Raw genomic sequence first — 26,278 nt, forward strand, 5'->3', positions numbered from 1 at the left:
CTGCGTGCCGATTGTCGCCGATTGTCTCTGAAAGGATTTATATTTTTATCAAATGGTTACGTCGGAGATTGGCGTAATTTCGGCGGCGTTCGGATGAGCCTGAATCATTCCCACTCGATCGTCCCTGGCGGTTTCGACGTCACGTCATAAACGACGCGGTTGATGCCGCGGACCTCGTTGATGATACGGGTGGCGGCGGCGCCGAGGAAGGCCATGTCGTAGTGGTAGAAATCCGCCGTCATGCCGTCGACCGAGGTCACGGCGCGCAGCGCGCAGACGAATTCATAGGTGCGGCCGTCGCCCATCACGCCAACGGTCTGCACTGGAAGCAGCACGGCAAAAGCCTGCCAGATGGCGTCGTAGAGGCCGGCCTTGCGGATCTCGTCGAGATAGATGGCGTCGGCCTCGCGCAGGATCTCCAGCTTTTCGCGGGTGATGCCGCCTGGGCAGCGGATCGCTAGGCCCGGACCGGGGAACGGATGGCGGCCAATGAAACTTTCGGGCAGGCCGAGCTCTTTGCCTAGCGCCCTCACCTCATCCTTGAACAGTTCGCGCAGCGGCTCGACCAGCTGCATGTTCATGCGCGCCGGCAGGCCGCCGACATTGTGGTGCGACTTGATGGTCACCGACGGGCCGCCGGTGAAGGAGACGCTTTCGATGACGTCGGGATAGAGCGTGCCCTGCGCCAGGAAATCGGCGCCGCCGAGCTTTTTCGCCTCTTCCTCGAAGACTTCGATGAACAAGCGACCGATGGTCTTGCGCTTTTTCTCCGGGTCCGACTCGCCTTCCAGCGCGGAGATGAATTTTTCCGAGGCATCGACCAGGATCAGCGGCAGATTGTAGTGCTGGCGGAACATCGCCACCACGCCCGCAGCCTCGTCCTTGCGCATCAGGCCATGGTCGACGAGGATGCAGGTCAGCTGGTCGCCGACCGCCTCGTGGATCAAAAGTGCTGCGACCGAGGAATCCACGCCACCCGACAGTGCGCAGATCACCTTGCCCTTGCCGACCTGCTTGCGGATCGCCTCGACCGCGTGCTCGCGGTAGGCGCGCATCGTCCAGTCGCCTTCAATGCCGGCAATGTTGTGGACGAAGTTCCGGAGCAACCTGGCACCATCAGGCGTATGCACCACTTCGGGGTGGAACATGATGCCGTACATCTTGCGCGCGACATTGCCGAAGATGGCGAAGGGCGAGCCTTCCGACTTGCCGAAAACCTCGAAACCCTTGGGCAGCGAGATGACGCGGTCGCCATGGCTCATCCACACCTGGTGGCGCTGGCCGGGCGCCCACAGGCCTTCGAACAGCGGACTGTCCTTTTCGATCTCGACGAAGGCGCGGCCGAATTCGCGATGGTCGGAGCTTTCGGCGACGCCGCCCATCTGCACGCACATGGCCATCTGGCCGTAGCAGATGCCGAGCACCGGCACGCCGGCATCGAAAACGATCTGCGGCGCGCGTGGGCTGCCAATGTCGGTGGTCGAGGCAGGACCGCCCGACAGGATCACGGCTTTAGGATTGATGCGCTTGAAGGCAGCTTCGGCCGATTGGAACGGCACGATCTCGGAAAACACGCCAGCCTCGCGGATGCGCCGGGCGATGAGCTGCGTAAACTGGCTGCCGAAATCGACAATCAGGACGGTGTCGGGATGATTGGCTGTCGTCATGGCGAGCCTTTAGAGAAAGAAATGAGTCGACGCAATGGGTTGCGAGGCCGCACCGCTACGGAACTTCGGCGTCTTTGTCACCGGCATTCGAGGAGTCTGCATCGAGGGCTCGCAACGCATCCATCAGTGCCGCGAAGCGCTGCTTGCCTATGCGCTCGACATAGCGCCGCTCGATCTCAAGCTTGATGCGGTCACCGTCGCGCAAGGCGTCCAGGCCCTTGCTTGTGTAGCCGACAAGCTTGCCGCGCCCGTCTCGCGGATCGGGCAGGCGCTGCACCACGCCTTCTGCCTCCAGCCCGTCGAGCAATTGCTGGACTGCCTGCTTGGAAATCCCGGAGCGATCGATCAGAGCAACCTGGCGAATCCCGTCGCGAGAGATGTGCCCCAGCAGCCCGGCGCGTGCTTCCGTGAACCAGCCATGGCCGGCGGCGCGCATCGCGGCGGCGAATTCGGCCTGCCAGGCCCGGCTTGCCTGCCACAGCCGCCAGCCGACGTGATCGGGCAGTGCTTTGCTTTTTTCGTCAATCTCCTTGACCATCTTATCGACACTCCATATAGTCAAGATACTTGACGATATCCATCGCGTCGAGCGCTTTCGAACTCAAATCTGGGACCTCGGACCATGACAATTCTGAACAAGGACACGCTGGCCATTATCATGATCGGCACGACGCATGTCATCGACATGGGCGGCAAGAGCGCCTTCATCCACTACGAAACCACTGAAAAGGCACACATGCTGCTGCCGGACGGCACCCGCTTCCATGGACAATGGGACCTGCTGGACGACGGCTACAAGGTCGAATGGGCGGATGGCCCCGCAGGTTCCTGGAAACTCGAGCACACGACCGGCGCAATCGACTATCTCGATGCAACCGGCACGGTGCGCGGGCGCATCTCGCGCATCGATTTCGGCGACCCTGCGGGCTTGGCGGCTTGACCGGTACAGTCAGGCGCCCACCAAACCGTCGCTTATCGCGTGTTCGAGCCGCCCGACCGCGTAGGCCAGCTTCTCGTCGATGACATGCAGATATTCGGTCCAGTCGCCGACATGCCGCAGGTCAGCGGCGCCGTCGGAAATGCCGCGCAGGCCAATCAACGGGATATCGAACAGCTGGCAGGCGCGCAGGCAGGCGAAGGTCTCCATGTCGACCATGTCGGCGGCGATTGCGTCGTAGGCGGCGCCGGTGATGATGGCGCCGCCGGTCGACAGCGACGCTTGCCTGATACCCGGAATCTTTAACGGCAGCGGCACGGTGACCGGCAGGTCGAGAAACGGCGTCGCGCCCTTCTCGAAGCCGAGCGGCGAGGCGTCGATGTCGCGATAGCTGACCGAGACCGCCTGGTAGATTTCGGTCTGCTCCAGCGTGCGGCTGCCGGCGGAGCCGAGCGAGACGACGAGATCGGGCAGCGTCTTTTCAGACTTCAGCCGGGACAGTTCGGCGCCGAGCCGTACACCTGCTTCGACCGGGCCGACACCCGTCATCAGCGGCGTGAACAGCTTTTGCAGATGCGGACCGTATTCTGCCTGCGCCGCCATGACGAAGAGGACATTCTTGCCGCCAATGCGCGTAACTTTGACCATCGTATCAGCCCGCAATGCCATCCCGCCCGACCACCGTCATCATCGTCCCCGTCATCGTCGCAATCAGCTTCGCCTCACCGTCGGCGGCGAAGGCATAGGCCTGGCCGTCGGCGACGATGATGGTGCGGCCGGGCTTGGTCACCGAGCCGCGGAACAGAAAACGCTCGCCTCTGCCCGGCGCCAGCAGATTGACCTTGAACTCGATGGTCAGCACGCCGGAATTTTCCGGCATCAGCGAGAAGGCTGCATAGCCACAGGCCGAGTCCAGCGCCGTCGAAATCACCCCGGCATGCAGGAAACCATGCTGCTGGGTGAGTGCGGCCGAATAAGGCATTTCGATCTCGATGATGCCCGGCGTCACCAGCGTCAGCTCGGCGCCGATCGTCGCCATCGCCTGCTGGCGCGCGAACGACGCCCTGACGCGATCCTCATAGTCGGGAGCCGGTACGATCTTTGCTGCCATGGCCATCGCCCTGATTTTTCTGCGAAAAGCTTATCGCAGACGCCGCAAGATCAGGCAAATGCTTTTGCTGCACTGCAACAAAAGCGCCTCAGTTCAGCAGCAGAAGCGACGCATTGAGCAAGGTGGCGAAGGCGACCCATGCCGCGTAAGGGGCAAACAGCCAGCCGGAAATCCGATCGCGGTTCCACACCGTGGCGATGAACAGCACGATGCTGGCGAGAAGAGCCAGGATCACCATAAGCGCCGGCCCCATCAGTTTGGCGCCAAAGAAGGTCGGCGACCAGCCGAAGTTCAACACGAGCTGGACGACCCAGATCTTCATCGCCGCGCCGGCCGGTTCCCGCAACCAAGTCCGCCAGCCGGCCACCGCGATCAGGACATAGAGGAGCGTCCAGGCCGGTGCGAAGACCCAATTGGGCGGGTTGAAGGGCGGCTTGATAAGAGATGCATACCAGGCGCCTGGGAGCGTCGCGTAGCCGATCAGCAGGCCGCCGCCGAGCACCAGAACAAGAAAGAGCAGAAGCGACGCATATCTTTGCACGATTGTCCCCGGCGGCTTGAGCGAGACTGAGCATCTGCAACTGGGGCGCTGGCGCCGCCAGTCAACGGCAGCGTCAATTCGCCCGGCGAAGCGCGCAGAAGTAGAAACCGTCGGTGCCGCTGAGCGCCGGCGACAGCGAGATGTCGCTTGTCTTGCCGATCCGCGCGGCCGCCGCGTGGCCGGGAAAATGGACGTCCCAGAGTGTGCGATGGTCGACCGGAACAAAGCCTTCGTGCCGCTCGCGGAAGGCGGCGATCTGCTCGCCATTCTCCTCGTCGAACACCGAACAGGTGATGTAGACCAGCAGCCCGCCTGGTTTGACGTAGGCTTTGGCGGCATCGAGGATCGCCGACTGCTCGCCCTTGCGGGCGTCGAGTTGTCTCTGTGTCAGCCGCCATTTGGCGTCGGGACGGCGCCGCCAGGTGCCGCTGCCGGTGCACGGCGCATCGACCAGCACAATGTCCATATGGCCCGCGAGCGGGCTGAGTTCGGCCGGCTTGGTGACCACCTGCACGTTGCGGTTTTCCGAGCGGCGGATGCGGTCGAAGATCGGCGCCAGCCGCGCCTTTTCGGCGTCGTGGGCGAAAACCTGGCCCTTGTTGGCCATCGCCGCCGACAGCGCCAGCGTCTTGCCGCCGGCGCCGGCGCAGAAGTCGAGCACCTGCATGCCAGATTGCGCCCCGGCGAGTGCGGCGACGATCTGCGAGCCCTCGTCCTGGACCTCGAACCAGCCCTTCTGGAAGGCGGGCTCGGCCTGCACGTTCGGGTGCCGGCCATCGCCGTCGATCGGCGGAATGCGAATGCCTTGCAGCGCGATTGCGGCCGGTTTGGCGCCGGTGTCGGCGAGTTCCGCCAGCACTTTGGCGCGGTCGGCCTGAAGCGTGTTGACCCTGATGTCGAGCGGCGGGCGGGTGGCAAGCGCTGCGCCTTCCGCGACCCAGTCTGTACCGAAGGCTCGTTCGAACAGCGGCGCGCACCAGTCGGGCACGTCCGCCCGCACGGCCTCCGGCGCGTCATCAGGCCGGCGCTCGGCCAGCGCCTGCAACTCGGCGGCGCTGAGCAATGGCGGCGCGAACTTGTCGCCGTCGAGCGCCTGGTTGAGCGATTGCGCCGTCTGCCCCCATTCGATGAGTAGCGCGCCGAAGCCGATGGCGCGCGGCGTATCCTCGCCCAGCAGCCAGCCGGCGGAACGCTTGTGGCGCAGCGCGTCGTAGACGATGTTGCCGATCGCTGCGCGGTCGCCGCCGCCGGCGAAGCGATGCGACAGGCCCCAATCCTTCAGCGCATCGGCCACCGGACGGTGGCGCCGGCCAATGTCTTCCAGCACTTCGATGGCTGCCGCCAGCCGTCCGCCCAGTCGCATTCGTCATTCCATCAATCGAGCACAGGATCTTCCGGCCTGCTCTTAGAGCCTTTCACGTCGAGATTGAACCCCGCTTGAATTTCGTGGCGACGAGGCCATTCCGATCGCGATCGGCGAGTTTCCCCGGCCGGCAAATGTCCGCCCGCCGGCGACAATAAATCCCTAATAGATGCAGGGTCTCTAATGTTGTTAACTGGCTGCCGCAAGCATGGCCTGTGGCGCAACTGCTCTGCTTTCCAAGCTTTTGCGTTGGGAATACTCTCTGCTCCATGATTCGCGGCGCAGAAAACGCGAACCCGCGGATCGATACGAGGAGAGGGCAATGAAAACGTATCTCGCGGAAGTTCTAGGGACATTTCTGTTGGTGTTCATCGGCACGGCATCGGTGGCGACGGGCGGCTTTCTCGCCGACCTGCCGCTCGGCCAGGAGGCCATCGGCCTGGCGTTCGGCATCGGCCTGATTGCGGCGGCCTATGCGGTCGGACCGATTTCCGGTGCGCATCTCAATCCGGCCGTCACGCTCGGCGTCTTCCTTGCCGGCCGGCTGCCGGCCAAGGATGTCATCCCTTACTGGATCGCGCAGGTCATCGGCGCCATCCTGGCCTCGCTGGCGCTGTGGATCATCGTCTCCGGCCAGACCGGCGGACACACAACCGGCTTCGGCGCCAATGGCTGGGACGTGGCGAAATGGGGGATGAGTTCGGCCTTCCTGTGGGAGCTGATCGGCACCTTCACCTTCGTCACCGTCATCCTCGGCGTCACCGCGGAAAAGCACTCGACGGCATTCGCCGGCCTGGTCATCGGCCTGACGCTGGCGGGGCTGCACTTCGCCATGATCCCGGTGACCGGCACCTCGGTCAATCCGGCCCGTTCGATCGGCCCGGCGCTGTTTACCGGTGGCGCGGCGCTCAGCCAGCTCTGGCTGTTCATCGTCGCCCCGCTGATCGGCGGCGCGATTGCCGGCGTCGTCGCAAAGGCCCGCATCTTCGAAAAGGACTGATTTTCGAAACCTGCATAAACAAAAAGGCGCGGGCCGTGGCCCGCGCCTTTTTGTTGGGAGGGATGCGATCAACCGACGATATCGAAGCGGTCGGCGTTCATCACCTTGGTCCACGCCTTGACAAAATCGCCGACGAATTTCGGCCCGGCGTCCGCCGACCCGTAGACTTCGGCCAGAGCGCGCAACTGCGCGTGCGAACCGAAGATCAGGTCGGCGCGGGTGGCGGTCCACTTGACCGCCTTGGTCTTGCGGTCGCGCGCCTCGTAGACCTCGTGCGAGCCCGGCTCGGAGGCCGGGTCCCAGATGGTGTTCATCGACAGCAGGTTGACGAAGAAGTCGTTCGTCAGCGTGCCCGGCCTGTCGGTCAACACGCCATGCTTCGAGCCGCCGGCATTGGCGCCGAGCACGCGCAGGCCGGCGACCAGCACCGTCATCTCCGGCGCCGTCAGGTTGAGCAATTGCGCGCGGTCGACCAGCAACGCTTCGACCGACATCGGCAGCTTGCCGCCGACATAGTTGCGGAAGCCATCGACTTTCGGCTCGAGCGCAGCGAAGGAATGAACGTCGGTCTGCGCCTGCGAGGCGTCGGTGCGGCCCGGCGTGAACGGAACCTTCACCGCGTTGCCGCCATCCGTCGCCGCCTTCTCGACCGCGGCGACACCGCCGAGCACGATGAGATCGGCCAGCGACACCTTCTTGCCGCCTACGCTGAACTCCTTCTGGATGGCTTCGAGCGTCGCCAGCACCTTGGCGAGTTCAGCCGGCTGGTTGACCTCCCAGTCCTTCTGCGGCGCCAAACGAATGCGCGCGCCATTGGCGCCGCCGCGCTTGTCGGAGTTGCGGAAGGTCGAGGCCGAGGCCCAGGCAGTCGAAACCAGCTGCGAAACGGTGAGGCCCGAAGCAAGGATCTTGGCCTTCAGCGCGGCGATATCCTGGTCGCTGACCAATTCATGGTCGATGGCCGGCACCGGATCCTGCCAGATCAGCTCTTCCTTCGGCACCAACGGGCCAAGATAACGGACGACCGGGCCCATGTCGCGGTGAGTGAGCTTGAACCAGGCGCGGGCGAAGGCATCGGCGAACTCAGCGGGATGCTGATGGAAACGCCGTGAGATCTTCACATAGGCAGGGTCGGCGCGCAGCGCGAGGTCGGTGGTCAGCATGGCCGGCGCATGACGCTTGCCCGGATTGTGGGCGTCCGGCACCGTCACCGCGCCGGAGCCGCCTTTCGGCGTCCACTGATGGGCGCCGGCGGGGCTCTTGGTCAGTTCCCACTCGAAGTTGAACAGATTGTCGAAGAAGTTGTTGCTCCACTTGGTCGGCGTCGTCGTCCAGGTCACTTCGAGGCCCGACGTGATCGCATCGCCGGCAATGCCTGACGCATGCTTGCTCGACCAGCCGAGGCCTTGTGCCTCGATGCCGGCGCCTTCCGGCTCGGCGCCGACAAGGGCTGCATCACCGGCGCCGTGGGTCTTGCCGAAGGTGTGGCCGCCGGCGATAAGCGCCACCGTCTCTTCGTCGTTCATCGCCATGCGCCCGAAGGTCTCGCGGATATCGCGCGCCGAGGCCAGCGGATCGGGCTTGCCGTTCGGCCCTTCCGGGTTGACGTAGATCAGGCCCATCTGCACCGCGCCGAGATGGCCGTGCAGTTCGCGGTCACCGGAGTAGCGCTTGTCGTCCAGCCACTTGGTTTCGGAACCCCAGTTGACGTCCTGCTCGGGCTCCCAGACATCGGCGCGGCCGCCGGCAAAGCCAAAAGTCTTGAAGCCCATCGATTCCAGCGCGACGTTGCCGGTGAGGATCAGCAGATCGGCCCAGGAGATCTTGCGGCCGTATTTCTGCTTGATCGGCCACAGCAGCCGGCGCGCCTTGTCGAGATTGGCATTGTCCGGCCAGCTGTTCAGCGGCGCGAAACGCTGCTGGCCGGCGCCGGCGCCACCGCGGCCGTCGCCGATGCGATAGGTGCCGGCGCTGTGCCAGGCCATGCGAATGAACAGCGGCCCGTAATGGCCGAAATCGGCCGGCCACCAATCCTGCGAATCCGTCATCACCTTGTGCAGGTCCTTGATCACCGCATCGAGGTCGAGGGTCTTGAACTCCTCGGTATAGTCGAACGCTTCGCCCATCGGGTCCGAAAGGTTCGACTGCTGGTGGAGAACGCTGATGTCGAGCTGGTTCGGCCACCAGTCGCGATTGGTCCTGCCGGAGGTTCCATGCGCGACCGGGCATTTGCCGGCGCTGTTGTCGTCGGTGTTCGCGTCCATCTTAGCCTCCGAATTGCTGATTTTCTGTGTTGGTTTTCCGGGCCGGCCGGGAGCCGCGCCACTCTGGAACAATTCCAGACTAGGCCGTCTCTTCGATAAAAACAAATTGCCTTTCCTGTTTATTGCGATAGGTTTTTCTTATGATTGGTCTCACCGTCCGGCAGATGCAATATTTCGAGGCTTTGGCGCAAACGCTGCATTTCGGCCGCGCCGCAAAGCTCGCCGGCGTCAGCCAGCCGGCGCTGTCCGCACAGATCGCCGAGATGGAACAAAGGCTGAGCTGCCGGCTGTTCGAACGCGGCGGCAAGACGGTGCGGATGACGGAGGAAGCGCAGGCGCTGTTGCCGCGCATCGAGCGCATTCTGCGCGATATCAGCGAGGTCGAGACGACGGCGCGGCGTAGCCGCCCGGCGATGGAAGGCCGCTTCCGGCTGGGCATCATCCCGACGGTGGCGCCCTATCTGCTGCCGCATGTTCTCCCGGAGCTGAAGCGGCATTTTCCGTCCCTGCAGCTTGAACTGCGCGAAGCAGTCACCGCATCGCTGGTCGAGGACACGGCGACGGGCCGGCTCGACGCCTTCATCGCCGCCTTGCCGCTCGACCAGCCGGGCCTGGTCACCGAAGAACTGTTCGCCGACCGCTTCTTCCTCGCCGTGCCGTCAGGCGACCCCGCCTTCGCCTCGCCGCCGGTGCCGCCGGAGAGCCCGGCGCTGGAGCGGCTGATGCTTTTGGAGGAAGGCCATTGCCTGCGCGAACAGGCGCTGGCCCTGTGCGGCAGCGTGCGCCCGGTGGCGATGGCAAGCTATGGCGCCACCAGCCTGACGACGCTCCTGCAGATGGTGGCGCATGGGCTCGGCGTTACGCTCATTCCGGAAATGGCGGCAGGTCCGGCCGGCGCCATCCCGGATTTGAAGATCGTCCCGTTCCAGGAACCGATGCCGCAGCGCACGATCTGCCTGGCCTGGCGCCGCAACAAGGTGCGGCATGACGAGTGCGTGGAGCTGGCCAAGATCATTCGTGGGTTGGATCAGGCGGTGCTGGCGGCGTGAGGGGTTGTATTATTGCACATCGCGGCGTGCAGGTATGATCCGGTCAGTCAGGTGCTCGATCTGTCACATATCGATATTGGCAATGACAGTGTCCGCATGGTCCCGCTCAGATTGCGGCTGGCAAATCCTCCCGAATTCGACCTGATGGCACGTTGCGCCGGCCTGCAGCTCGACCAGCGATACGGCGGCTGGAAGCGCGAACCCTTCGATGCCCGCAGCTGGCGCCACATCAGCATCTATCGGAAGAGGTAATCTAATCGAAGACCGGCAGCCCCTGTCGGCCATGGGATGTTGCCGGCCGCGTCATTCTGCGCGGCGGCAACAACATCGTAGGGCGGGGCTTAGCTTCTCGTCCGCGCTTATTCCCGAAAAGGCTACGAAGCCGGCCAGCGCCTGCCAGATCTCAAGATCGTGCCGTAGGGCCGTAACAGGCTTTATGCCTCACACCATACTGTCTCGACTATTTGATATAGACGAGCACGTACCTGTTTTTGTAGGGCTGGTAGTATTTCGTGCCGCACTTCCAGACCACGATCCCACCGCTATAGGTGGTCTTCACGCAGCCCGTTGGAAGTGTCGTAATGTAGATGGTGGTCTTCTGGATGAAGACCGTCTTTGCTTCCGCTGATGCGATGAAACCGAATCCAGAGGCGCCTGCCATCGACGAAATCGCGAGCAAAGCTCCAATGGCAAATGTACGCGCAAACAAACCACGTCTGACCATAGGTTTCCCCTCTCCTTAACCTGCAGCCTCTCTAATGTAGCATCAGCGAGCGAAAGCCTCAACAGATCGATTGATTCCGTTCCATTGAAGCGCGGCCAGATCGTCGATGGCCGGCAACAATTTCACGGCACAAAGATCAGAAACACATACGTAAAAAACACCACGATATGGACCATGCCGGTCAGGAACGTCGTTCTTTCGGTACTGAAGCTTACGGCGCATGTGAAAAGCGCCAGGACCAAGAGGACGGCGTCAGCCGCCGGCAGCCCCAGGGTCAACCCCCTCCCCGTCAGCAGGCTGGCGGCTGCTACTCCCGGTATTGTCAGGCCGATCGTGGCGCAGGCCGAACCCATCGCGACATTCAAGCCGCGCTGCAGCTCGTTGTTGAGCGAAGCGCGAATTGCCGAAATGGCCTCCGGCATCAGCACCAGCCCTGCAATCATTGCCCCGACAATGCTGTCGGCCTGGGTCACCTGGTAGGCAACGAGCGTATCTTCAACGCTTGCGGCGACCTGCTCGGCAAGCATGACAATTCCGATCAGCCCGGCCACCAGCAGCACAGCGCTGACAAAGATGTTCTCGTCAGAGGCCATTCGCACCGAAATGTGGTGTTCTTGTCCCTCGACAAAGTCTTCCCGGTGCCGGACGGTCTGCGCGAACACGAAGCTTGCATAGAGCAGTACTGAAAGGGCACTGACGAAACCAAGTTGAGCTGCCGAAAACGTGCCGGGACCCGTGGTCTGGGTGTAGGTCGGCAGAACAAGCGTCATGACGGTCAGCGCGATCAGAACCGCCAGATAGGCACTGGTTCCCTGCCGGACGATTGCCTGCTTGCGATGGCGCCAGCCGCCAAGCGTGAGACAGATGCCGACGACGCCGGTGGAGGTGATCATCACCGTCGAGAAAACGGACTCGCGCGCCAGCGTCGGATTATTTTCTCCGTGCAACATCATTGAAACGATGATCGACACTTCGATCGCCGTCACCGCAAAAGTCAGCACCAAGGTTCCATAGGGCTCCCCCACGCGCCGGGCGACTGCCTCGGCATGCTCGAGCACCACGAAAATGGTGGTGAACATGATCGCGCTCGACAGCGCGCCAACGAGGATCCTGAGGTTCAGCGATCCTTCGTCGACCGAAAGGCCGCTGGCCCTCACCGCGAGAGCCATGGCCAAGGCACCCAAAGGCATCGCCCAAGACACCACCGATCGCCCGAAACCGACCGATGCGGCCTTGGATGTTGCAACCTTGGGCGTTTGCGTAGGCCTGTCTTCAAGCATCCAGCCAACATTCCACGAGATCAGCGGGCCTTGCCGGCCGACGTTCGCTGATCCCGCTCAGTCGTCGGATAGGCCGAGCCCTAGAGCACTCTATCCCAATTCCGGAGGCAAAATCACTGCGCACTTTTGCTGGAATTGCCTTGGTGGCCCTATTGGGGCGTATTCGCCTTGACGACCTGCTGGCATTGCGGCGTCAGCTCACCCAGATGTTCGTTCAGGCACGCGATGATGCGGCCTCCGCCCTGCTCCACCCCCTTGCAGAATTTCTCGTAGTCAGACTTGCAGGCTTCGCGCTCGGCCGCAGTCTGCGCAAATGCGACATTGGCCGTCACCTGAGTTGCTAGAAAAAGCACGCTTAACGCAATCCGCATGACAAACTCCCCAAAAAAAGCTAGCTTCACCCCAGTTTCACAGCAATACGATATGTATACCGAAGTATTCAGAGGGGCAAAATGGTTTTCTCATGGAGGAGAGCCGCGCCGACGGCTGGTTCATTCGCACTTGCAGCAATTTTATTAAGCGCCTGCAGCAACGAAAACAGTTACGCGCCGCCCCCGCCGCCCAAGATAGATGTAGCGCTTCCGGTCAAGCAGACTGTAACCCCCTATCTCGAGGCCACAGGCAGCGCCGCGGCGGTGAACACGACGCCGCTGGTTGCGCGTGTCTCCGGCTTCATCCAGGAAATCGACTATAAGGACGGAGATGAGGTCAAGGCTGGTACCCGGCTGTTCCTGATCGAACAGGATACCTACCAATTGGCACTCGAACAGGCCCAGGCCGGGCAGGGTTCCGCCGACGCCTCCGCCAAGCAGTCCGGAGCCGACCTCAAGCGGCAGCAGGAGTTGCTATCACAGAAGATCATCTCGCAATCGACCCTCGATCAGTCCGCCGCCGCGGCGGATGTCGACGCCGCCAAGCAGAAGCAGAGCGCCGTCGACGTCCAGCAGGCCCAGCTCAATTTGAGCTACACCGAGGTCAAGGCGCCGTTTGCCGGCATCGTCGGCGCCCGCCAGGTGTCGATCGGGCAACTGGTTGGCGCCGGCAGCGCGACGACGCTGGCGACCATCGTCCAGCTCGCGCCAATCTATGTCAACTTCAACATCTCGGAGCAGGACGTGCTGCGCATTCGCGCCGCCATGGCCAAACGGGGCCTGACCGGCCAGGACCTCAAGAAGGTACCCGCCGAAGTCGGCCTGCAGAACGAGACAGGCTATCCGCACAAGGGAATGCTGGACTACGCCTCCCCTGACGTTACGGCCACCACCGGCACGCTCGCAGTGCGCGCCGTGCTGCCCAACGACGATCGGGCATTGCTTCCGGGTTACTTCGTGCGCGTGCGCGTGCCGCTGGGCGAAGAACCGGACATGCTGCTGGTTCCGGACCGAGCGATCGGAAGCGACCAGAGGGGTCGCTACCTGCTCGTTGCAGGAAAGGACGACGTCGTCGAGGAGCGTCCGGTCGAGATCGGCCAGCTTGTCGGTGCCTTGCGCGTGATCAACAAGGGGATCACCGCGGAAGACCGCGTCCTGGTCTCCGGCTTGCTGACGGCCGTGCCCGGCCAGAAGATCGAGCCGCAGGTGAAAACGCTGGAAGCGGCTGCGGCCGACGGCGCTGCCCAATGATCTCCAAATTCTTCATCGAGCGGCCGGTCCTGGCCAATGCAATCGCCATCCTCATGGTCGTCATCGGCCTGGTCTCGCTCTTCGGCCTGCCGGTGGCGCAATATCCCGACGTGGTGCCGCCGACCGTTTCGGTGACCACCCGCTATCCTGGTGCCAGCGCGCGCTCGGTGATCGACACGGTGGCGCTTCCGATCGAGCAGCAGGTCAACGGCGTCGAGGGCATGCTCTACATGCAGTCCTTCTCCGCGTCGGATGGCAGCTACAATCTGACCGTCACTTTCCAGATCGGCACGGACCTCGACCAGGCGCAGGTGCGTGTCCAGAACCGGGTGTCCACTGCGCTCGCATCGCTGCCGCAGGCAGTGCAGGTGCAAGGCGTCAACGTCCAGAAGAAATCGACCTCCATCCTCGAGATCGTCACGCTGACGTCGCCGGACAAACAATACGACAGCCTTTATCTCGCCAACTACGCAACCATTCGGCTGAAGGACGAGCTCTCCCGGATACCAGGTGTCGGCAACGTGAACGTGTTCGGCGCCGGGCAGTATTCGATGCGCGTCTGGCTCGACCCGCAGAAGATGCAGGTGCGCGGCCTTACCACCCAGGACGTCGTCCAGGCCCTGCAGCAGCAAAGCGAGCAGGTCACCGCGGGCCAGGTTGGCGCGCCGCCGGCGCCCGACGGACAGTCCTTCCAATATACGATCGAAGTGTCCAGCCGCCTTGACGACCCCGATCAGTTCGGCGCGGTGATCGTCAAGACCGGCGCCAACGGCGACCTGACCCGCGTGCGCGACGTCGGCCGGGTCGAGCTCGGCGCCCAGACCTATGGGCAATTCTTCAATCTCGACGGCCAGCAGGCGGCTGGCCTGGCCATCTTCCTGTCGCCAGGCGCCAACGCGCTCGAAGTGGCCGGCAAAGTCGAGGCCAGGATGAAGGAACTGTCTGGCGAGTTCCCGCAAGGCCTTGCTTACTCGATCCCGTTCAACACCACGATCTTCGTCAGCCAAGCGATCGACGAAGTCTACAAGACGCTGCTTGAGGCCGCGGTGCTGGTGCTGATCGTCATCCTGCTTTTCCTGCAGGACTGGCGGGCGATGCTGGTGCCGGCAACGACCGTGCCGGTGACCATCATCGGGGCCTTCGCGGCGATGCTCGCGCTTGGCTTTACCGTCAACCTGTCGACCCTGTTCGCCATCGTGCTTGCCATCGGTATCGTCGTCGATGACGCCATAGTTGTGGTCGAGGGGGCCGCGCACAACATGGAGCGCGGCATGTCCGGCCACGATGCGGCGGTCGCGGCCATGAATGCGCTGTTCGGGCCGATCATCGGCATCACGCTGGTGCTGATGGCGGTGTTCCTGCCGGCCGCGTTCCTGCCCGGCCTTACCGGGCAGATGTATGCGCAATTCGCCCTGGTGATTGCGGCAACGGCCTTGATCAGCGCCGTCAACGCGGCAACGCTGAAGCCCACGCAATGCGCGACCTGGCTGAGACAGCCGGTGCCGCTGGACAAGCGAAACGCCTTCTTCCGCGGCTTCAATGCCGTCTATCAGCGCGCGGAAAACGGCTACGCCCGCCTGATCAGATCCATGGTACGTCACAGCACGGTGATGGGCATAATCGCGTTACTTATCATTGGCGCGGCTGGCTACGGCATGTCGCGCGTGGCCACCGGTTTCATTCCGATCGAGGACCAAGGCTATCTGCTCGCTTCGGTGCAACTGCCTGACGGCGCGTCCCTCGGCCGTACGCAAGTGACGCTGCAGCAGATTTCGAAGATCGCCAAGGCAACGCCGGGCGTAGACCAGGTGGTGACGATCGCCGGCCTGTCGGCCCTCGACAACAACTCGACATTGGCAAATGCCGGCGTTGCCTACATCATCCTCAAGGACTGGAGCGTGCGGAGCAAGGGTGAGGATCTCGCCTCGCTTTATGCGACGCTGAACAAGAACCTGTCAGACATGGCGGACGGCAATGTCCTGGTGCTGCCACCGCCGCCGATCCAGGGCATCGGCAACGCCGCCGGTTTCACCATGCAGGTCGAGTTGCGTGACGGCAGTTTCGACCTTGCTAAGTTGCAGGGCGCGACCAGCGCGCTGACCAGGGCAGCAGCGACGCAGTCCGGCATCCAGCGCGTATCGGCAACGTTCCGATCCAACGTCCCGCAATACCAGGTCGAGTTCGACCGGGAGAAGGTACAGGCGCTCGGGCTGACCACCGACCAGGTGTTTCAGACGCTCGCCGGCTATCTAGGCTCCACCTATGTCAGCCAGTTCAACAAGTTCGGACGGGTCTTCCAGATCTATGTGCAGGGCGATTCTCAGTTCCGACTGTCGCCCGAGGACATCGGCCGCTTGACGGTGCGCAACCAGAACGGCGATATGATCCCCCTTGGCACGGTGCTGACGGTCACGCCAAGCGTCGGCCCCTCGCTGATCAGCCTCTATAACCTCTATCCCTCCGCATCGGTCCTTGGCGTGCAGGCGCAGGGTTTCTCATCAGGTGATGCGATCAAGCTGATGGAAGCGGCCGCGGCCGACACGCTGCCGCCCGGAACCGACTACGAGTGGACTGCGCTCTCCTTCCAGGAAAAGCTCGTCGGCAGCCAAATCTACGTGGTGTTCGGCATGGCACTGCTGTTGGTCTATCTGGTGCTGGCGGGCCAGTATGAGAGCTGGCTGGCGCCGATCTCGATATTGCTCGCCGCGCCGCTTTCGCTGGTCGGCCCGGTGCTGGTCCTCACCGGGCTCGGTATCGATAACAACCTCTATGTCCAGATCGGCCTGATCCTGCTGATTGCGCTGTCGGCCAAGAACGCCATTTTGATCGTCGAGGTCGCGCGCGAATTGCGCGCGGCCGGCAAGCCGATCGTCGAGGCGGCGATCGAGGCCGCGCGCGCCCGCTTCCGCCCCATCTTGATGACGTCCTTCGCCTTCATTCTCGGCGTCGCGCCGCTGGTGCTGGCGACGGGTGCTGGAGCCAGTGCGCGCAAATCGATCGGCATCACGGTCTTCTCCGGCATGATCGCCTCCACCTGCCTTGCTGTTCTCTTCGTGCCTGCCTTCTTCGTGATCTTGCAGCGGTTTGAGGAATGGCGCGCCGAGCGCAAAGGGAAGCGGGAGGTCACGTCCACGCTTCCCGGCTAGGCACGGCAAGAGAGCCGCGTCCAACGACTACCAAGGAGATTTGCCTGCTATCGGGATGCATCGCAACTTAGCCAAGGAAAATCTGACATGCTTTTCCACTCCCTCATCCGTCTCTTCGCTCTTGCGAGCGCTTCATTTCTGCTTGTCCCGACGGCGCCAGCCTGGGCAGTGAACGCCCAGGTCGGTATCCTGAAATGCGACACCTCGACTGGCATCGGCGAAATCATTACGCGCAAACAGACAATGACCTGCGTATTCACCAGGAGTGACGGCACGAAAGAAAATTACACCGGCTCCATCAACGAATTCGGCATTGAACTCGGCGACGTGAAGGAGGGCCATCTCATATGGGCCGTCGTGAGCGGTTCGGCTGCAAAGGACAATGGCCTGCTAACCGGAAAGTATGATGGCGTCGATGCGGAAGCGGCCGCGGGCCTTGGACTTGGCGCCGATGTCCTGCTTGGTGGAACTGAGAAGGCCTTTGCACTTCAACCGCTCGCAGTCGAGGGTGAAACTGGCATCAACATCGCGGCGGGGGTCGAGCAGATCGAACTCACTGCCGCAAACTAGTGGCCGCGTCCACACAAGGCTATCCGGCCAAGCCTGTACGGTAAGGCAAGATGCCTCCCGGTGCGAACTGCAGCTAAGTAACCGCTTTACGCCGTCTTCTGCACCACCAGCCCCAGCTCCTCCACCATCGCCTCGCGCATCAGGAACTTCTGCGGCTTGCCGGTGACCGTCATCGGCAGTTCGGTGCGGAAGCGGATGTAGCGGGGGATTTTGTAGTGGGCGATCTGGCCGGCGCAGAAGTTCTTGATCTCCTGCTCGGTGGCGATCTGGTTGGGTTTCAGCACGATCCAGGCGCACAGCTCCTCGCCATATTTGGCGTCGGGAATGCCGAAGACCTGCACCTCCTTGACCTTGGGATGGCGGTAGAGGAATTCCTCGACCTCTCTGGGATAGACGTTTTCGCCGCCGCGGATGACCATGTCCTTGACCCGGCCGACGATGTTGCAATAGCCCTCGGCGTCTATGGTGGCGAGGTCGCCGGTGTGCATCCAGCCATCGGCGTCGATCGCCTCGCGGGTTTTTTCCACGTCGTCCCAATAGCCCTTCATCACGGAATAGCCGCGCGTGCACAGTTCGCCCGGCGCGCCGACGGCGACGGTGGCGCCATCGGTATCGATGGCCTTGACCTCGACATGCGGGTGGATGCGGCCGACGGTGGAGACGCGTTTCTCCAACGGGTCGTCGACGCTGCTCTGGAACGAGACCGGGCTGGTCTCGGTCATGCCATAAGCGATGGTCACCTCTTGCATGTGCATCAGCGAGACCACCTTCTTCATAACCTCGATCGGGCAAGGTGAACCCGCCATGATGCCGGTGCGCAGGCTGGAGAGATCGAAAGAGGCGAAGTCGGCGTGGTCGAGCATGGCGACGAACATGGTCGGCACACCGTAGAGGCCGGTGCAGCCTTCCTGCGCCACCGCGTTCAGTGTCGCGCCGGCGTCAAACCCCTCGCCCGGGAACACCATCGTCGCGCCCTTGGTGACACAGCCCATCGTGCCCATCGACATGCCGAAGCAGTGATAGAGCGGCACCGGAATGCAGAGCCGGTCGTCGACGGTGAGCTTGATCGCCGCGGTGACGAAATTGCCGTTGTTGACAATGTTGGTATGGGTCAGCGTTGCTCCCTTGGGCGCGCCTGTCGTGCCTGAGGTGAACTGGATGTTGATGGCCTCGCCGGGCTTCAATCCCTCGGAGATACGGTCGAGGCTGTCATGCTCGTCGCGGCCGGCCATCGACAGCACGTCGGCGAAATTGAACATGCCGGGCGAGTTGTCGTCGCCCATGCGGATGACGATCTTCAGCGTCGGCAATTTCTGCGCCTTGAGCTTGCCGGGGATGGCTTTGCTAAGCTCCGGCGCCAGCGTCTCGATCATGCCGAGGTAGTCGGAGGTCTTGAAGCTGGCGGCGGTGACCAGCGCCTTGCAGCCGACTTTGTTGAGGGCATATTCGAGCTCGGTCAGCCGGTAGGCCGGGTTGATGTTGACCAGGATCAGGCCGATGCGGGCGGTGGCGAATTGCGTCACCAGCCATTCCCAGCGGTTGGGCGACCAGATGCCGACGCGGTCGCCTTTTTCGAGGCCGAGCGCCAGGAAGCCGGCGGCCAGCGTATCGACCGTGTCCGACAGTTCGCTCCAGGTGAAGCGCTTGTCCTGGCCGACGAAGACGGCAGCATCCTGCGTGGCGTATTTGCTGACCGTGTCGGAAAACAGCTCGGGGATGGTCTTGTCGAGCAAAGGCGGGGTGCGCTCGCCGGAGACATGTGCCCGGCCGTCGAGCGGAGCAATGAAGGTCGCGCCTTTGCCGCGCCCGCGCAGATTGGTGGCGTTCTTCAGTTCGTCGAGATTGATCGCCATCGCCGTCTCCTCCCGGGATGAGGCGAGCCTATCAGCCTGATGCGGCGGTGGAAATCCCGTCGATGGTAGCGGGAACTATCGCATATGGCAGCGTCATCCCCCTCTCTGGCCGCGAAGCGGTCGGAGAGGGGGGACTGCGTCGCTGCTACGCGACTATGGAAGCTGTCTTGGCCGCGACGCTGCGCACGAGCGCCTCATCGGCAGCATCACGAGCCTTCCGCGAAGCCACCAGGCAAGCTTGCGAGTTCAGCACGACGCCGTCGGCCAGCACCTTGAGGTGGTTGGCGCGTAGCGTTGAGCCGGTGGTGGTGATGTCGACGATGACGTCGGCAAGGCCTGCCGCCGGCGCGCCTTCGGTGGCGCCGAGGCTCTCGACGATGCGGTAGACCTGGATGCCGTGCTTTTGCGAAAAGAATTGCTGCGTCAGCCGCCAGTATTTGGTGGCGATGCGAAGCCGCCTGCCGTGGCGCTGGCGGAAATCGGCAGCGACATCGTCGAGATCGGCCATGGTGTCGACGTCGAGCCAGATGCCGGGCACGGCGACGACGACATCGGCATGGCCGAAACCGAGACGCGCAACGATTTCGGCGCGCGCCTCCCAATCGGCGAGGTTTTCGCGCAGCAGGTCTTCGCCGGTGATGCCGAGGTCGACCGAGCCCTGGCCGATCTCGCCGGCGATTTCGGACGCCGACAGGAACGCCACCTCGATGCCTTCAGCGCCGTCTATGCGGGCGCGGTATTGGCGCTCGTCGCCGGGCAGGCTGACGGCAAGCCCGGCCTTGGCCAGAACCTCCAGCGCCTGCTCCTTGAGCCGGCCCTTTGAGGGAATCGCCAGCGTGATCATTGTGGCTCCCCCCGCAGCGCTTCGATGCGGTCGAGCCAGACGGAGAAGCCGACACCGGGGATCGGCGTTTTGGCGCCAAGCAGCGTCAGCAGCCGGTCGTAGCGTCCGCCGCCGGCCAGCGGCCGCTCGCCGCCAAGTGCTGCGATCTCGAAGACGATGCCGGTGTAATAATCGAGCGGTCGGCCAAAGGCGGCATCGTAGCGAATTGTTCGCATCGGCAGGCCGTGCGCCTCGATCGCCTTGGCGCGCGCAGCGAATTTTTCCAGCGCCGCGCCCAGCCCAAGCCCGGCAGAAGCAGCGAAGCTTTCGAGCGCCTGGGGCGCGCCGTCGAGTGGTACGTCGATGGCGAGAAAATCCTTCAGAGCGGCGAAGGCTGCGTTGGACAGCCGCACGCTGCGCAGTTCGGCCTTTTCGATCAGCCGGCGGGCAATGTCGGCCGGCGCGCGTCCGCCTGACGCCAAAAGGCCAGCCTCTTCCATGCCGCCGGCGATGTGAGCGGACAGCGCTTCGAGATCGCCGTCGAGCACCAGGGCAGCGACGTCGCCGTCAAGCTGGCTGTTGCGCGGCGGGTTGGCGAGATCGGCGAGCGCTGCCGCCAGCATCGGCGCCGAGCCGAAGGCCCGCGCCAGCCGCATGCGCCAGCCGCGCGGCAGGCCGAGCGCTGCCAGCACCGCCTCGAAAATGGTCTGGTCGCCAAGCGTGATCGCGAGCGTCTGGGCCGGCAGCACGAGCTGCAGCAGCGCATGCGCATCCGCCAGCGAACGGGCGTCAGCCTCAGCCGTATCGCGGTCGCCGAGATCCTCGATGCCAGCCTGGAAAAACTCGTTGCCGCCCTCGCGGCGCTGGCGGAACACTTCGCCGAGATAGGAATAGCGGCGCGGCGTGCCGGCCTGCGAGGCGATGTGGTCGAGGCAGACGGGGATGGTGAATTCCGGCCGCAGGCACAGCGTCTTGCCGGTCTCGCTTTCGGTCAAGAAAATGCGGCGGCGCAGGTCTTCGCCGGCCATGTCGAGGAACGGATCGGCCGGCTGCAGCACGGCCACCTCCACCGCATGGGTGTTGCGGGTGGCGAAGAGGCTGGTGATTTCGGATGCGATGGCGGGGCGGGAGGTCATGGGCAGCGCGAGGCACCCCCCTCTGGCCTGCCGGCCATCTCCCCCTCAAGGGGGGAGATCAGCAGCTTGACGCGCAGCGCCTCTTCTTCAACGCCGGAGATTGGCGAAAGCATGCACGACATCCAATCTCCCCCCTTGAGGGGGAGATGGCCGGCAGGCCAGAGGGGGGTGTTCAAGCGCCACCCTTCGCACGGTCAGCCGCCTGCGCCGCCAAGATCTTCTTCACCTCGGCGACCAGTTCGCTCTCCGCCACCGTCACCTGCGCGGGCCGTGCGGCGCGCCATTCGGCGTTGTCGGTGATTTCGGCCGACATGCGGGCGCCCTCGATCAGATCCTTGATCTGCAGCTCGCCCTTGGCGCGCTCGTCGCCGCCTTGGATGATGGCGACCGGGCTGCCGCGGCGGTCGGCATATTTCAGCTGCGCCTTCATGCCGGCACCGCCAAGATACATCTCGGAACGGATGCCGGCGGCACGCAGCTCGGCCACCATTTTCTGGTAGCGGCCGAGGCTTTCGGTGTCCTTGTCCATCACCAGCACGACGACCGGGGCGATGACATCGGTGGTGTCCAGCTTGCCGAGGTTCTTCAGCGCCGTCATCAGCCGCGACACGCCGATGGAGAAGCCGGTCGCCGGCACCGGCTCGCCGCGGAAGCGCGACACCAGCCCGTCATAACGGCCGCCGCCGCCGACCGAGCCGAAGCGCACGATCTGGCCATCCTCATTCGGAATCTCGGCCAGAAGCTCGGCCTCGAAGACCGGGCCGGTGTAATATTCGAGGCCGCGGACGACCGAGCGGTCCATGGCAATACGATCTTCGCCGTACCCTGCCGCCCTGACCAAGGCTTCAATGGTCGATAGCTCGCCAACGCCTTCCTGATAGATCGCGTTCGCACTGACATTGGAATCCTGGCGAGCCTGTTCCCTCGCTGTCGCGAGAAGGACGGCCTCGGCTTGCACCTCATTCAGTCCGGCGCCCTTGGCAAAGTCACCCTCGCCTTCCTTGCCGCCATCCCAGCGCCCCGGACCAAGCAGCAGTCTCACGCCTTCCGGCCCGAGCTTGTCCAGCTTGTCGATGGCGCGCAGCACGGTCAGCCGGCGCCCAGCATTCTCGTCGCCGCCAAGGCCGATCGCCTCCAGCACGCCGTCGAGAACCTTCCGGTTGTTGACGCGGATGACGTAGTCGCCGCGCTTGATGCCCAGAGCCTCCATCACATCGGCCATCATCATCGCCATCTCGGCGTCGGCGGCGACGCCCGGCGTGCCGATGGTGTCGGCATCGAACTGCATGAACTGGCGGAAGCGGCCGGGGCCGGGCTTTTCGTTGCGGAACACCCAGCCGGAGCGGTAGCTGCGATAGGGTTTTGGCAGCTTCTCGAAATTCTCGGCGACGTAACGCGCCGTCGGCGCGGTCAGATCATAGCGCAGCGACAGCCACTGCTCGTCGTCATCCTGGAACGAGAATACGCCCTCGTTCGGCCGGTCCTGGTCAGGCAGGAACTTGCCCAGCGCGTCGGTGTATTCGATCAGCGGCTGGTCGGCCGGCTCGAAACCATAGAGCTCATAGACCGAACGGATCGTCGCCATCATCTTCTCGACGGCGCGGATATCGTCCGCACTGCGGTCGGCAAAGCCGCGCGGCAGCCGCGCTTTCGTCTTTTCCGATTTGTCGGCCATGGGATGTACTCGGCGTTTCGTGGGCAAATTACCGCTTTCCACGGCGCGCGTGTCCTAACCGATGCAGCCGGGAGCGGCAAGGGTTAGCGCTCTTCCTTCTCCCCCTGTGGGAGAAGGTGGATCGGCGCGCAGCGCCGAGACGTTTGAGGGGTGTTGGACGGATCGCCGTCGATGCCAAGCTGGAGCACCCCTCATCCGACCGAGCTTCGCTCGGCCACCTTCTCCCACAAGGGGAGAAGGTAAAGGCAGCCATGGTCCGAAACAAAACGCACCAAAAAAGGAAACAATTCCGCCATCGGTGCGGCATCGTGCCGACACAATCGGAGCCGATAAGCGCGCCGAAACAAGGGGTTGGGGCCATGACCGCGGCACGGAAGTTCGATATTAGAGACGACGGCTTGCATGAAGTTCGACTGCGGCCGGCCGAGAGCCGTGCGCCGGTGACGGCGAGCCTCGGTCCGTTCGAGATCACTGCCGACGAGCGCAAAGGCTCGACGATGCGCGAGGCGCTGATGACCGGACTGCTGGTGATCTATCCGGCTTTTGCGGCGCTGGCGGCGATTGTCGCAGGGCTGTTCCTGACCGGCGCCAGCGGGACGTGAGTTTCTTTACCCTCCCCCTTGTGGGGAGGGTCGACGCGCAGCGTCGGGGTGGGGGTGCGGCACCAAGGGACCCCCCACCCGCGCCTACGGCGCGACCTCCACACAAGGGGGAGGTAAGGGGCGGCGCTACTTCGGCCGCTTGAACGCCTTCCTGTCCTTCTCCACCTGCTCCCGGCACACACAGCCTTCGAGGTGGTCGTTGACCAGGCCCATCGCCTGCATGAAGGCGTAGACCGTCGTCGGGCCGACAAAGCTCCAGCCGCGCTTCTTCAGTTCCTTCGAAATCCGGACCGAGACCGCCGTCGTCGGATTGGCGCGCAAATGCGTGAGGTCGACGACCGCCGGCCGCTCGTCCGGCCCCGGCTCGAACTTCCAGAACCAGGCGGCGAGCGAGCCGAACTCATCGACCATTTCGCGGGCGCGTTTGGCGTTGTTGATGGTCGAGACGATCTTGCCGCGATGGCGGATGATGCCGGCGTTGCCGACGAGGCGCTCGACATCCTCATCGGTGAAGGCGGCAACCTTGTCGAAATCGAAGCCGGCGAAGGCCTCGCGGAAATTCTCCCGCTTGCGCAAGATGGTCAGCCAGGAGAGGCCTGACTGAAAGCCTTCGAGGCAGATCTTTTCGAACAGCCTGCGGTCGTCGGCCACCGGCCTACCCCATTCATGGTCGTGGTAGTGCAGATAGTCCGGCAGATTGCCATGCCAGAAGCAGCGCGTGATGCCGTCGTCGCCGGTCAGCAGGCCGGTATTGTCTTGTGCCATGGCCAATCCATTCGTTAATGCGCTGTCGCGCCGCATTTACCGCGGCTTTACCAGATTCCTGAACGCCGCGGTAACCACACCAAAAGGTTTACTGACAAAGCGGCATTTTACGCATTCCGATTCATGTTTCGGTTGCGGCTTCGCGCCAAGGATCGCGCAACCGGGGGCACGTTCCGCCTCCGTCCGTTCGACGATCAAGGTGCGTTCCGATGAAGATCTTTTTGCGTTCCGTGCTCGGCGCCGTGGCCATTCTGGCCGCCGGCGCTGCCTCGTCCGCCGCCAACGACCGCTATGCCGACAGGCCGCCGGTGATGGTGAGCCCCGACCTTTCCGCTCCCTGGGTGCTGCAGCTTGGCCGGGCGCCCGGCATCGTGCGCCAGAGCCGTCAGGTGGTCCAACAGCCACGCTTGCGCTATGCGCAGCCGGCGCAACCCGACCGGGTGCGCACCGCTTCCGTGCAGGCGCCGGCCAAGCGCATGGTGATGCGGCCGCAGATCAATCCGCTCTATCTGCCGCAGGAAGTCGCCTATGACGGCCCGCAGAAGCCGGGCACGATCGTCATCGATACGACGCAGAATTTCCTGTTCCTGGTCGAGAACAACGGCAAGGCGCGGCGCTATGGCGTCGGCACCGGCAAGCCGGGCTTCGAATGGTCGGGCACGCACAAGATCACCAACAAGCGCGTCTGGCCGGACTGGCGCCCGCCGGCGGAGATGATCAGGCGCGAGGCCGCCAAGGGCCGCTACCTGCCGACCTATCTGGCCGGCGGCGAAGAGAACCCGCTCGGCGCCCGCGCGCTCTATCTCGGCACCACGGAATATCGAATTCACGGCACCAACCAACCATGGACGATCGGCGGCGCGGTGTCCTCCGGCTGCATCCGCATGCGCAACGAGGACGTGGTTGACCTTTACGAGAGGGTCAATGTTGGAACGACCGTGGTCGTGATATAGTCGGCTACCGAATCATCTGATCCAGAAGGCTAGGTCTTCAGGGATCGGCGAGGGTTTACGGGGGACGGGCCGTGTGGGGATGCGGCCAGTCAGGAAAGGGCAGCACGGGAAACCGCGCTGCCCTTTCTCTTTGTCGAGAGACCGATGGCAGGCGAGCCAAGCTGCGCCAGAACGTCGCGGCAGGGGGATGACGGTTCGCTTTCACGCTGCCCTTGCCACATTTGCCCTGCTATAGGGGCGACCAAACTCCCCTGCAAAGGTCCAGCCATGTCTCAGCCAGACGACAGCCGCTATCTCCGGGGCGGCCCGGTCGCCCAGCGCATCATCGCCGCCGTGCGCGAGGATGCCGCGATCGCCACCGCCGAAGGTTTTCCGCCAAAGCTGGTGTCGATCACCGTCGGCGATACCGATGCAGTCGATGTCTATGTGCGCAACCAGCGCGCCAAGGCCGCGCTTGCCGGCATCTCCTTCGAGGAGCGACGGTTCCCCGCCGACATAACCGCCGGCGAACTCGAGGCGGCGATCCACGGGCTCAACGCCGATCCGCGCGTCACCGGCATCATCATCCAGCGGCCGGTGCCGGCGCATATACCGATCAAGACGCTGCAGGCGGCGGTGCATCCGCTCAAAGACGTCGAAGGCATGCATCCGGCCTCGATCGGCAACATCGTCTACAACCAGCTCGACCTCGCGCCCTGTACGGCGGCGGCCTCGGTCGAGTTGCTGAAGGAAACCGGCCTCGATCTCAAGGGGCTCGAAGTCGTCGTCGTCGGCCATTCCGAAATCGTCGGCAAGCCGATCGCCTTTCTGTTGATGAGCGAAGGCGCGACGGTGACGGTGTGCCATCACATGACGCGTTCGGTGGCCGCGCATGCGCGCCGCGCCGATGCGCTGTTCGTTGCTGTCGGCAAGCCGCGGCTGATCAAGGCCGATATGGTCAAGCCCGGCGCGGCCGTCATCGACATCGGCATCAATTCCGAGATCGGCCCGGACGGGCAAAGCCGCATCGTCGGCGACGTCGATACAGAGAGTGTCAGGCACGTCGCGTCCTGGATCACACCGGTGCCGGGCGGCGTCGGCCCGATCACCGTGGCGATCCTGCTGCGCAACACCATGGTCGCGCTCAGCCGCCAGCGCGCGCGCTACCAAGCGACCTACGGCGTGGTGGACAGGCTGGCGGCGGAGTAAGCGCCGTCG

At 63.7% G+C, this 26,278-nt stretch carries 25 protein-coding genes; 10 read left to right on the plus strand and 15 right to left on the minus strand.

Going from position 1 to position 26,278, the window contains the following annotated elements:
- Positions 1-104 precede the first annotated feature (104 nt).
- Both guaA and AC1DZ8_RS00270 read right to left on the minus strand, forming a co-directional pair.
- The gene (guaA, locus tag AC1DZ8_RS00265; protein ID WP_477309882.1) at positions 105-1,667 is read right to left on the minus strand and encodes a glutamine-hydrolyzing GMP synthase; all 1,563 of its coding nucleotides are present in this window, start codon (positions 1,665-1,667) and stop codon (positions 105-107) included.
- A 55-nt stretch (positions 1,668-1,722) separates the two neighbouring features.
- On the minus strand, positions 1,723-2,205 hold the full coding sequence (locus tag AC1DZ8_RS00270; RefSeq protein ID WP_477309881.1) for a MarR family winged helix-turn-helix transcriptional regulator: 483 nt from the start codon (positions 2,203-2,205) through the stop codon (positions 1,723-1,725).
- A gap of 84 nt (positions 2,206-2,289) precedes the next feature.
- On the opposite strand from AC1DZ8_RS00270, the gene AC1DZ8_RS00275 reads away from it, so the two are divergent.
- Positions 2,290-2,607 (plus strand): hypothetical protein, encoded by a 318-nt coding sequence (locus tag AC1DZ8_RS00275; RefSeq protein WP_477309880.1) that lies wholly within the window; start codon positions 2,290-2,292, stop codon positions 2,605-2,607.
- Between the two features lie 9 nt (positions 2,608-2,616).
- Here the strand turns inward: AC1DZ8_RS00275 and AC1DZ8_RS00280 are convergent, their stop codons facing one another.
- The 4 genes from AC1DZ8_RS00280 to AC1DZ8_RS00295 all read right to left on the minus strand — a co-directional run bounded on the left by AC1DZ8_RS00280 (position 2,617) and on the right by AC1DZ8_RS00295 (position 5,619).
- A complete protein-coding gene (locus tag AC1DZ8_RS00280; RefSeq protein WP_477400254.1) occupies positions 2,617-3,252 on the minus strand; it encodes a 5'-methylthioadenosine/S-adenosylhomocysteine nucleosidase in 636 nt (211 codons plus the stop codon).
- Positions 3,253-3,256: 4 nt separating this feature from the next.
- Positions 3,257-3,715 (minus strand): PaaI family thioesterase, encoded by a 459-nt coding sequence (locus tag AC1DZ8_RS00285; RefSeq protein ID WP_023686843.1) that lies wholly within the window; start codon positions 3,713-3,715, stop codon positions 3,257-3,259.
- 88 nt (positions 3,716-3,803) lie between these two features.
- Positions 3,804-4,256: a TspO/MBR family protein gene (locus AC1DZ8_RS00290; RefSeq protein WP_477309878.1), complete on the minus strand. Its 453-nt coding sequence runs from the start codon at positions 4,254-4,256 to the stop codon at positions 3,804-3,806.
- Between the two features lie 73 nt (positions 4,257-4,329).
- Entirely contained in the window at positions 4,330-5,619 is a 1,290-nt protein-coding gene (locus AC1DZ8_RS00295; RefSeq protein ID WP_477309877.1) for an RsmB/NOP family class I SAM-dependent RNA methyltransferase, read from the minus strand.
- A gap of 322 nt (positions 5,620-5,941) precedes the next feature.
- Between AC1DZ8_RS00295 and AC1DZ8_RS00300 the strand changes: the two genes are divergently transcribed.
- On the plus strand, positions 5,942-6,619 hold the full coding sequence (locus AC1DZ8_RS00300; RefSeq protein ID WP_112562434.1) for an MIP family channel protein: 678 nt from the start codon (positions 5,942-5,944) through the stop codon (positions 6,617-6,619).
- A 68-nt stretch (positions 6,620-6,687) separates the two neighbouring features.
- On the opposite strand, the gene katG is transcribed toward AC1DZ8_RS00300, so the two are convergent.
- Complete coding sequence (katG, locus tag AC1DZ8_RS00305) at positions 6,688-8,883, minus strand: catalase/peroxidase HPI (RefSeq protein ID WP_477309875.1); 2,196 nt, start codon at positions 8,881-8,883, stop codon at positions 6,688-6,690.
- Positions 8,884-9,023: 140 nt separating this feature from the next.
- Here katG and AC1DZ8_RS00310 point away from each other — a divergent pair, with 140 nt between their 5' ends.
- Both AC1DZ8_RS00310 and AC1DZ8_RS00315 read left to right on the plus strand, forming a co-directional pair.
- Positions 9,024-9,932 (plus strand): hydrogen peroxide-inducible genes activator, encoded by a 909-nt coding sequence (locus AC1DZ8_RS00310; RefSeq protein ID WP_477309874.1) that lies wholly within the window; start codon positions 9,024-9,026, stop codon positions 9,930-9,932.
- A gap of 96 nt (positions 9,933-10,028) precedes the next feature.
- Positions 10,029-10,184 carry a hypothetical protein gene (locus AC1DZ8_RS00315; protein ID WP_477309873.1) on the plus strand — a complete coding sequence of 52 codons (156 nt, stop codon included), beginning with the start codon at positions 10,029-10,031 and terminating at the stop codon, positions 10,182-10,184.
- Positions 10,185-10,392: 208 nt separating this feature from the next.
- Here the strand turns inward: AC1DZ8_RS00315 and AC1DZ8_RS00320 are convergent, their stop codons facing one another.
- From AC1DZ8_RS00320 to AC1DZ8_RS00330, 3 genes are all read right to left on the minus strand, one after another.
- Positions 10,393-10,656: a hypothetical protein gene (locus tag AC1DZ8_RS00320; RefSeq protein ID WP_477309872.1), complete on the minus strand. Its 264-nt coding sequence runs from the start codon at positions 10,654-10,656 to the stop codon at positions 10,393-10,395.
- A gap of 122 nt (positions 10,657-10,778) precedes the next feature.
- Complete coding sequence (locus AC1DZ8_RS00325; protein WP_477309871.1) at positions 10,779-11,936, minus strand: calcium:cation antiporter; 1,158 nt, start codon at positions 11,934-11,936, stop codon at positions 10,779-10,781.
- Positions 11,937-12,085: 149 nt separating this feature from the next.
- The gene (locus AC1DZ8_RS00330) at positions 12,086-12,307 is read right to left on the minus strand and encodes a cysteine rich repeat-containing protein (protein ID WP_477309870.1); all 222 of its coding nucleotides are present in this window, start codon (positions 12,305-12,307) and stop codon (positions 12,086-12,088) included.
- Between the two features lie 81 nt (positions 12,308-12,388).
- Between AC1DZ8_RS00330 and AC1DZ8_RS00335 the strand changes: the two genes are divergently transcribed.
- From AC1DZ8_RS00335 to AC1DZ8_RS00345, 3 genes are all read left to right on the plus strand, one after another.
- Complete coding sequence (locus AC1DZ8_RS00335) at positions 12,389-13,558, plus strand: efflux RND transporter periplasmic adaptor subunit (protein WP_477309869.1); 1,170 nt, start codon at positions 12,389-12,391, stop codon at positions 13,556-13,558.
- Positions 13,555-16,704 (plus strand): efflux RND transporter permease subunit, encoded by a 3,150-nt coding sequence (locus AC1DZ8_RS00340; protein ID WP_477400255.1) that lies wholly within the window; start codon positions 13,555-13,557, stop codon positions 16,702-16,704. Before AC1DZ8_RS00335 ends, AC1DZ8_RS00340 begins: the two co-directional genes overlap by 4 nt.
- A gap of 87 nt (positions 16,705-16,791) precedes the next feature.
- On the plus strand, positions 16,792-17,274 hold the full coding sequence (locus tag AC1DZ8_RS00345) for a DUF992 domain-containing protein (protein WP_477309867.1): 483 nt from the start codon (positions 16,792-16,794) through the stop codon (positions 17,272-17,274).
- 86 nt (positions 17,275-17,360) lie between these two features.
- On the opposite strand, the gene AC1DZ8_RS00350 is transcribed toward AC1DZ8_RS00345, so the two are convergent.
- From AC1DZ8_RS00350 to hisS, 4 genes are all read right to left on the minus strand, one after another.
- The gene (locus AC1DZ8_RS00350) at positions 17,361-19,127 is read right to left on the minus strand and encodes an AMP-binding protein (protein ID WP_477309866.1); all 1,767 of its coding nucleotides are present in this window, start codon (positions 19,125-19,127) and stop codon (positions 17,361-17,363) included.
- Between the two features lie 145 nt (positions 19,128-19,272).
- A complete protein-coding gene (gene hisG / locus AC1DZ8_RS00355; protein ID WP_477309865.1) occupies positions 19,273-19,971 on the minus strand; it encodes an ATP phosphoribosyltransferase in 699 nt (232 codons plus the stop codon).
- Entirely contained in the window at positions 19,968-21,086 is a 1,119-nt protein-coding gene (locus tag AC1DZ8_RS00360) for an ATP phosphoribosyltransferase regulatory subunit (protein WP_477309864.1), read from the minus strand. The genes hisG and AC1DZ8_RS00360 overlap by 4 nt, the downstream gene beginning before the upstream one ends.
- A 172-nt stretch (positions 21,087-21,258) precedes the next feature.
- Positions 21,259-22,761, minus strand: coding sequence for a histidine--tRNA ligase (gene hisS, locus AC1DZ8_RS00365; protein ID WP_477309863.1), 1,503 nt, complete (start codon positions 22,759-22,761; stop codon positions 21,259-21,261).
- A 359-nt stretch (positions 22,762-23,120) separates the two neighbouring features.
- Here hisS and AC1DZ8_RS00370 point away from each other — a divergent pair, with 359 nt between their 5' ends.
- Positions 23,121-23,363, plus strand: a complete 243-nt coding sequence (locus AC1DZ8_RS00370) for a hypothetical protein (RefSeq protein WP_477309862.1) — start codon at positions 23,121-23,123, stop codon at positions 23,361-23,363.
- A gap of 126 nt (positions 23,364-23,489) precedes the next feature.
- Here AC1DZ8_RS00370 and AC1DZ8_RS00375 read toward each other — a convergent pair whose 3' ends face one another.
- On the minus strand, positions 23,490-24,128 hold the full coding sequence (locus AC1DZ8_RS00375; protein WP_477309861.1) for a DNA-3-methyladenine glycosylase I: 639 nt from the start codon (positions 24,126-24,128) through the stop codon (positions 23,490-23,492).
- 209 nt (positions 24,129-24,337) lie between these two features.
- On the opposite strand from AC1DZ8_RS00375, the gene AC1DZ8_RS00380 reads away from it, so the two are divergent.
- Together AC1DZ8_RS00380 and AC1DZ8_RS00385 are read left to right on the plus strand one after the other, a co-directional pair.
- Entirely contained in the window at positions 24,338-25,081 is a 744-nt protein-coding gene (locus AC1DZ8_RS00380; RefSeq protein ID WP_477309860.1) for a L,D-transpeptidase, read from the plus strand.
- A 267-nt stretch (positions 25,082-25,348) separates the two neighbouring features.
- Complete coding sequence (locus tag AC1DZ8_RS00385; protein ID WP_477309859.1) at positions 25,349-26,269, plus strand: bifunctional 5,10-methylenetetrahydrofolate dehydrogenase/5,10-methenyltetrahydrofolate cyclohydrolase; 921 nt, start codon at positions 25,349-25,351, stop codon at positions 26,267-26,269.
- Positions 26,270-26,278: the final 9 nt, after the last annotated feature.

The organism is Mesorhizobium sp. P2_F7, assembly GCF_056403695.1.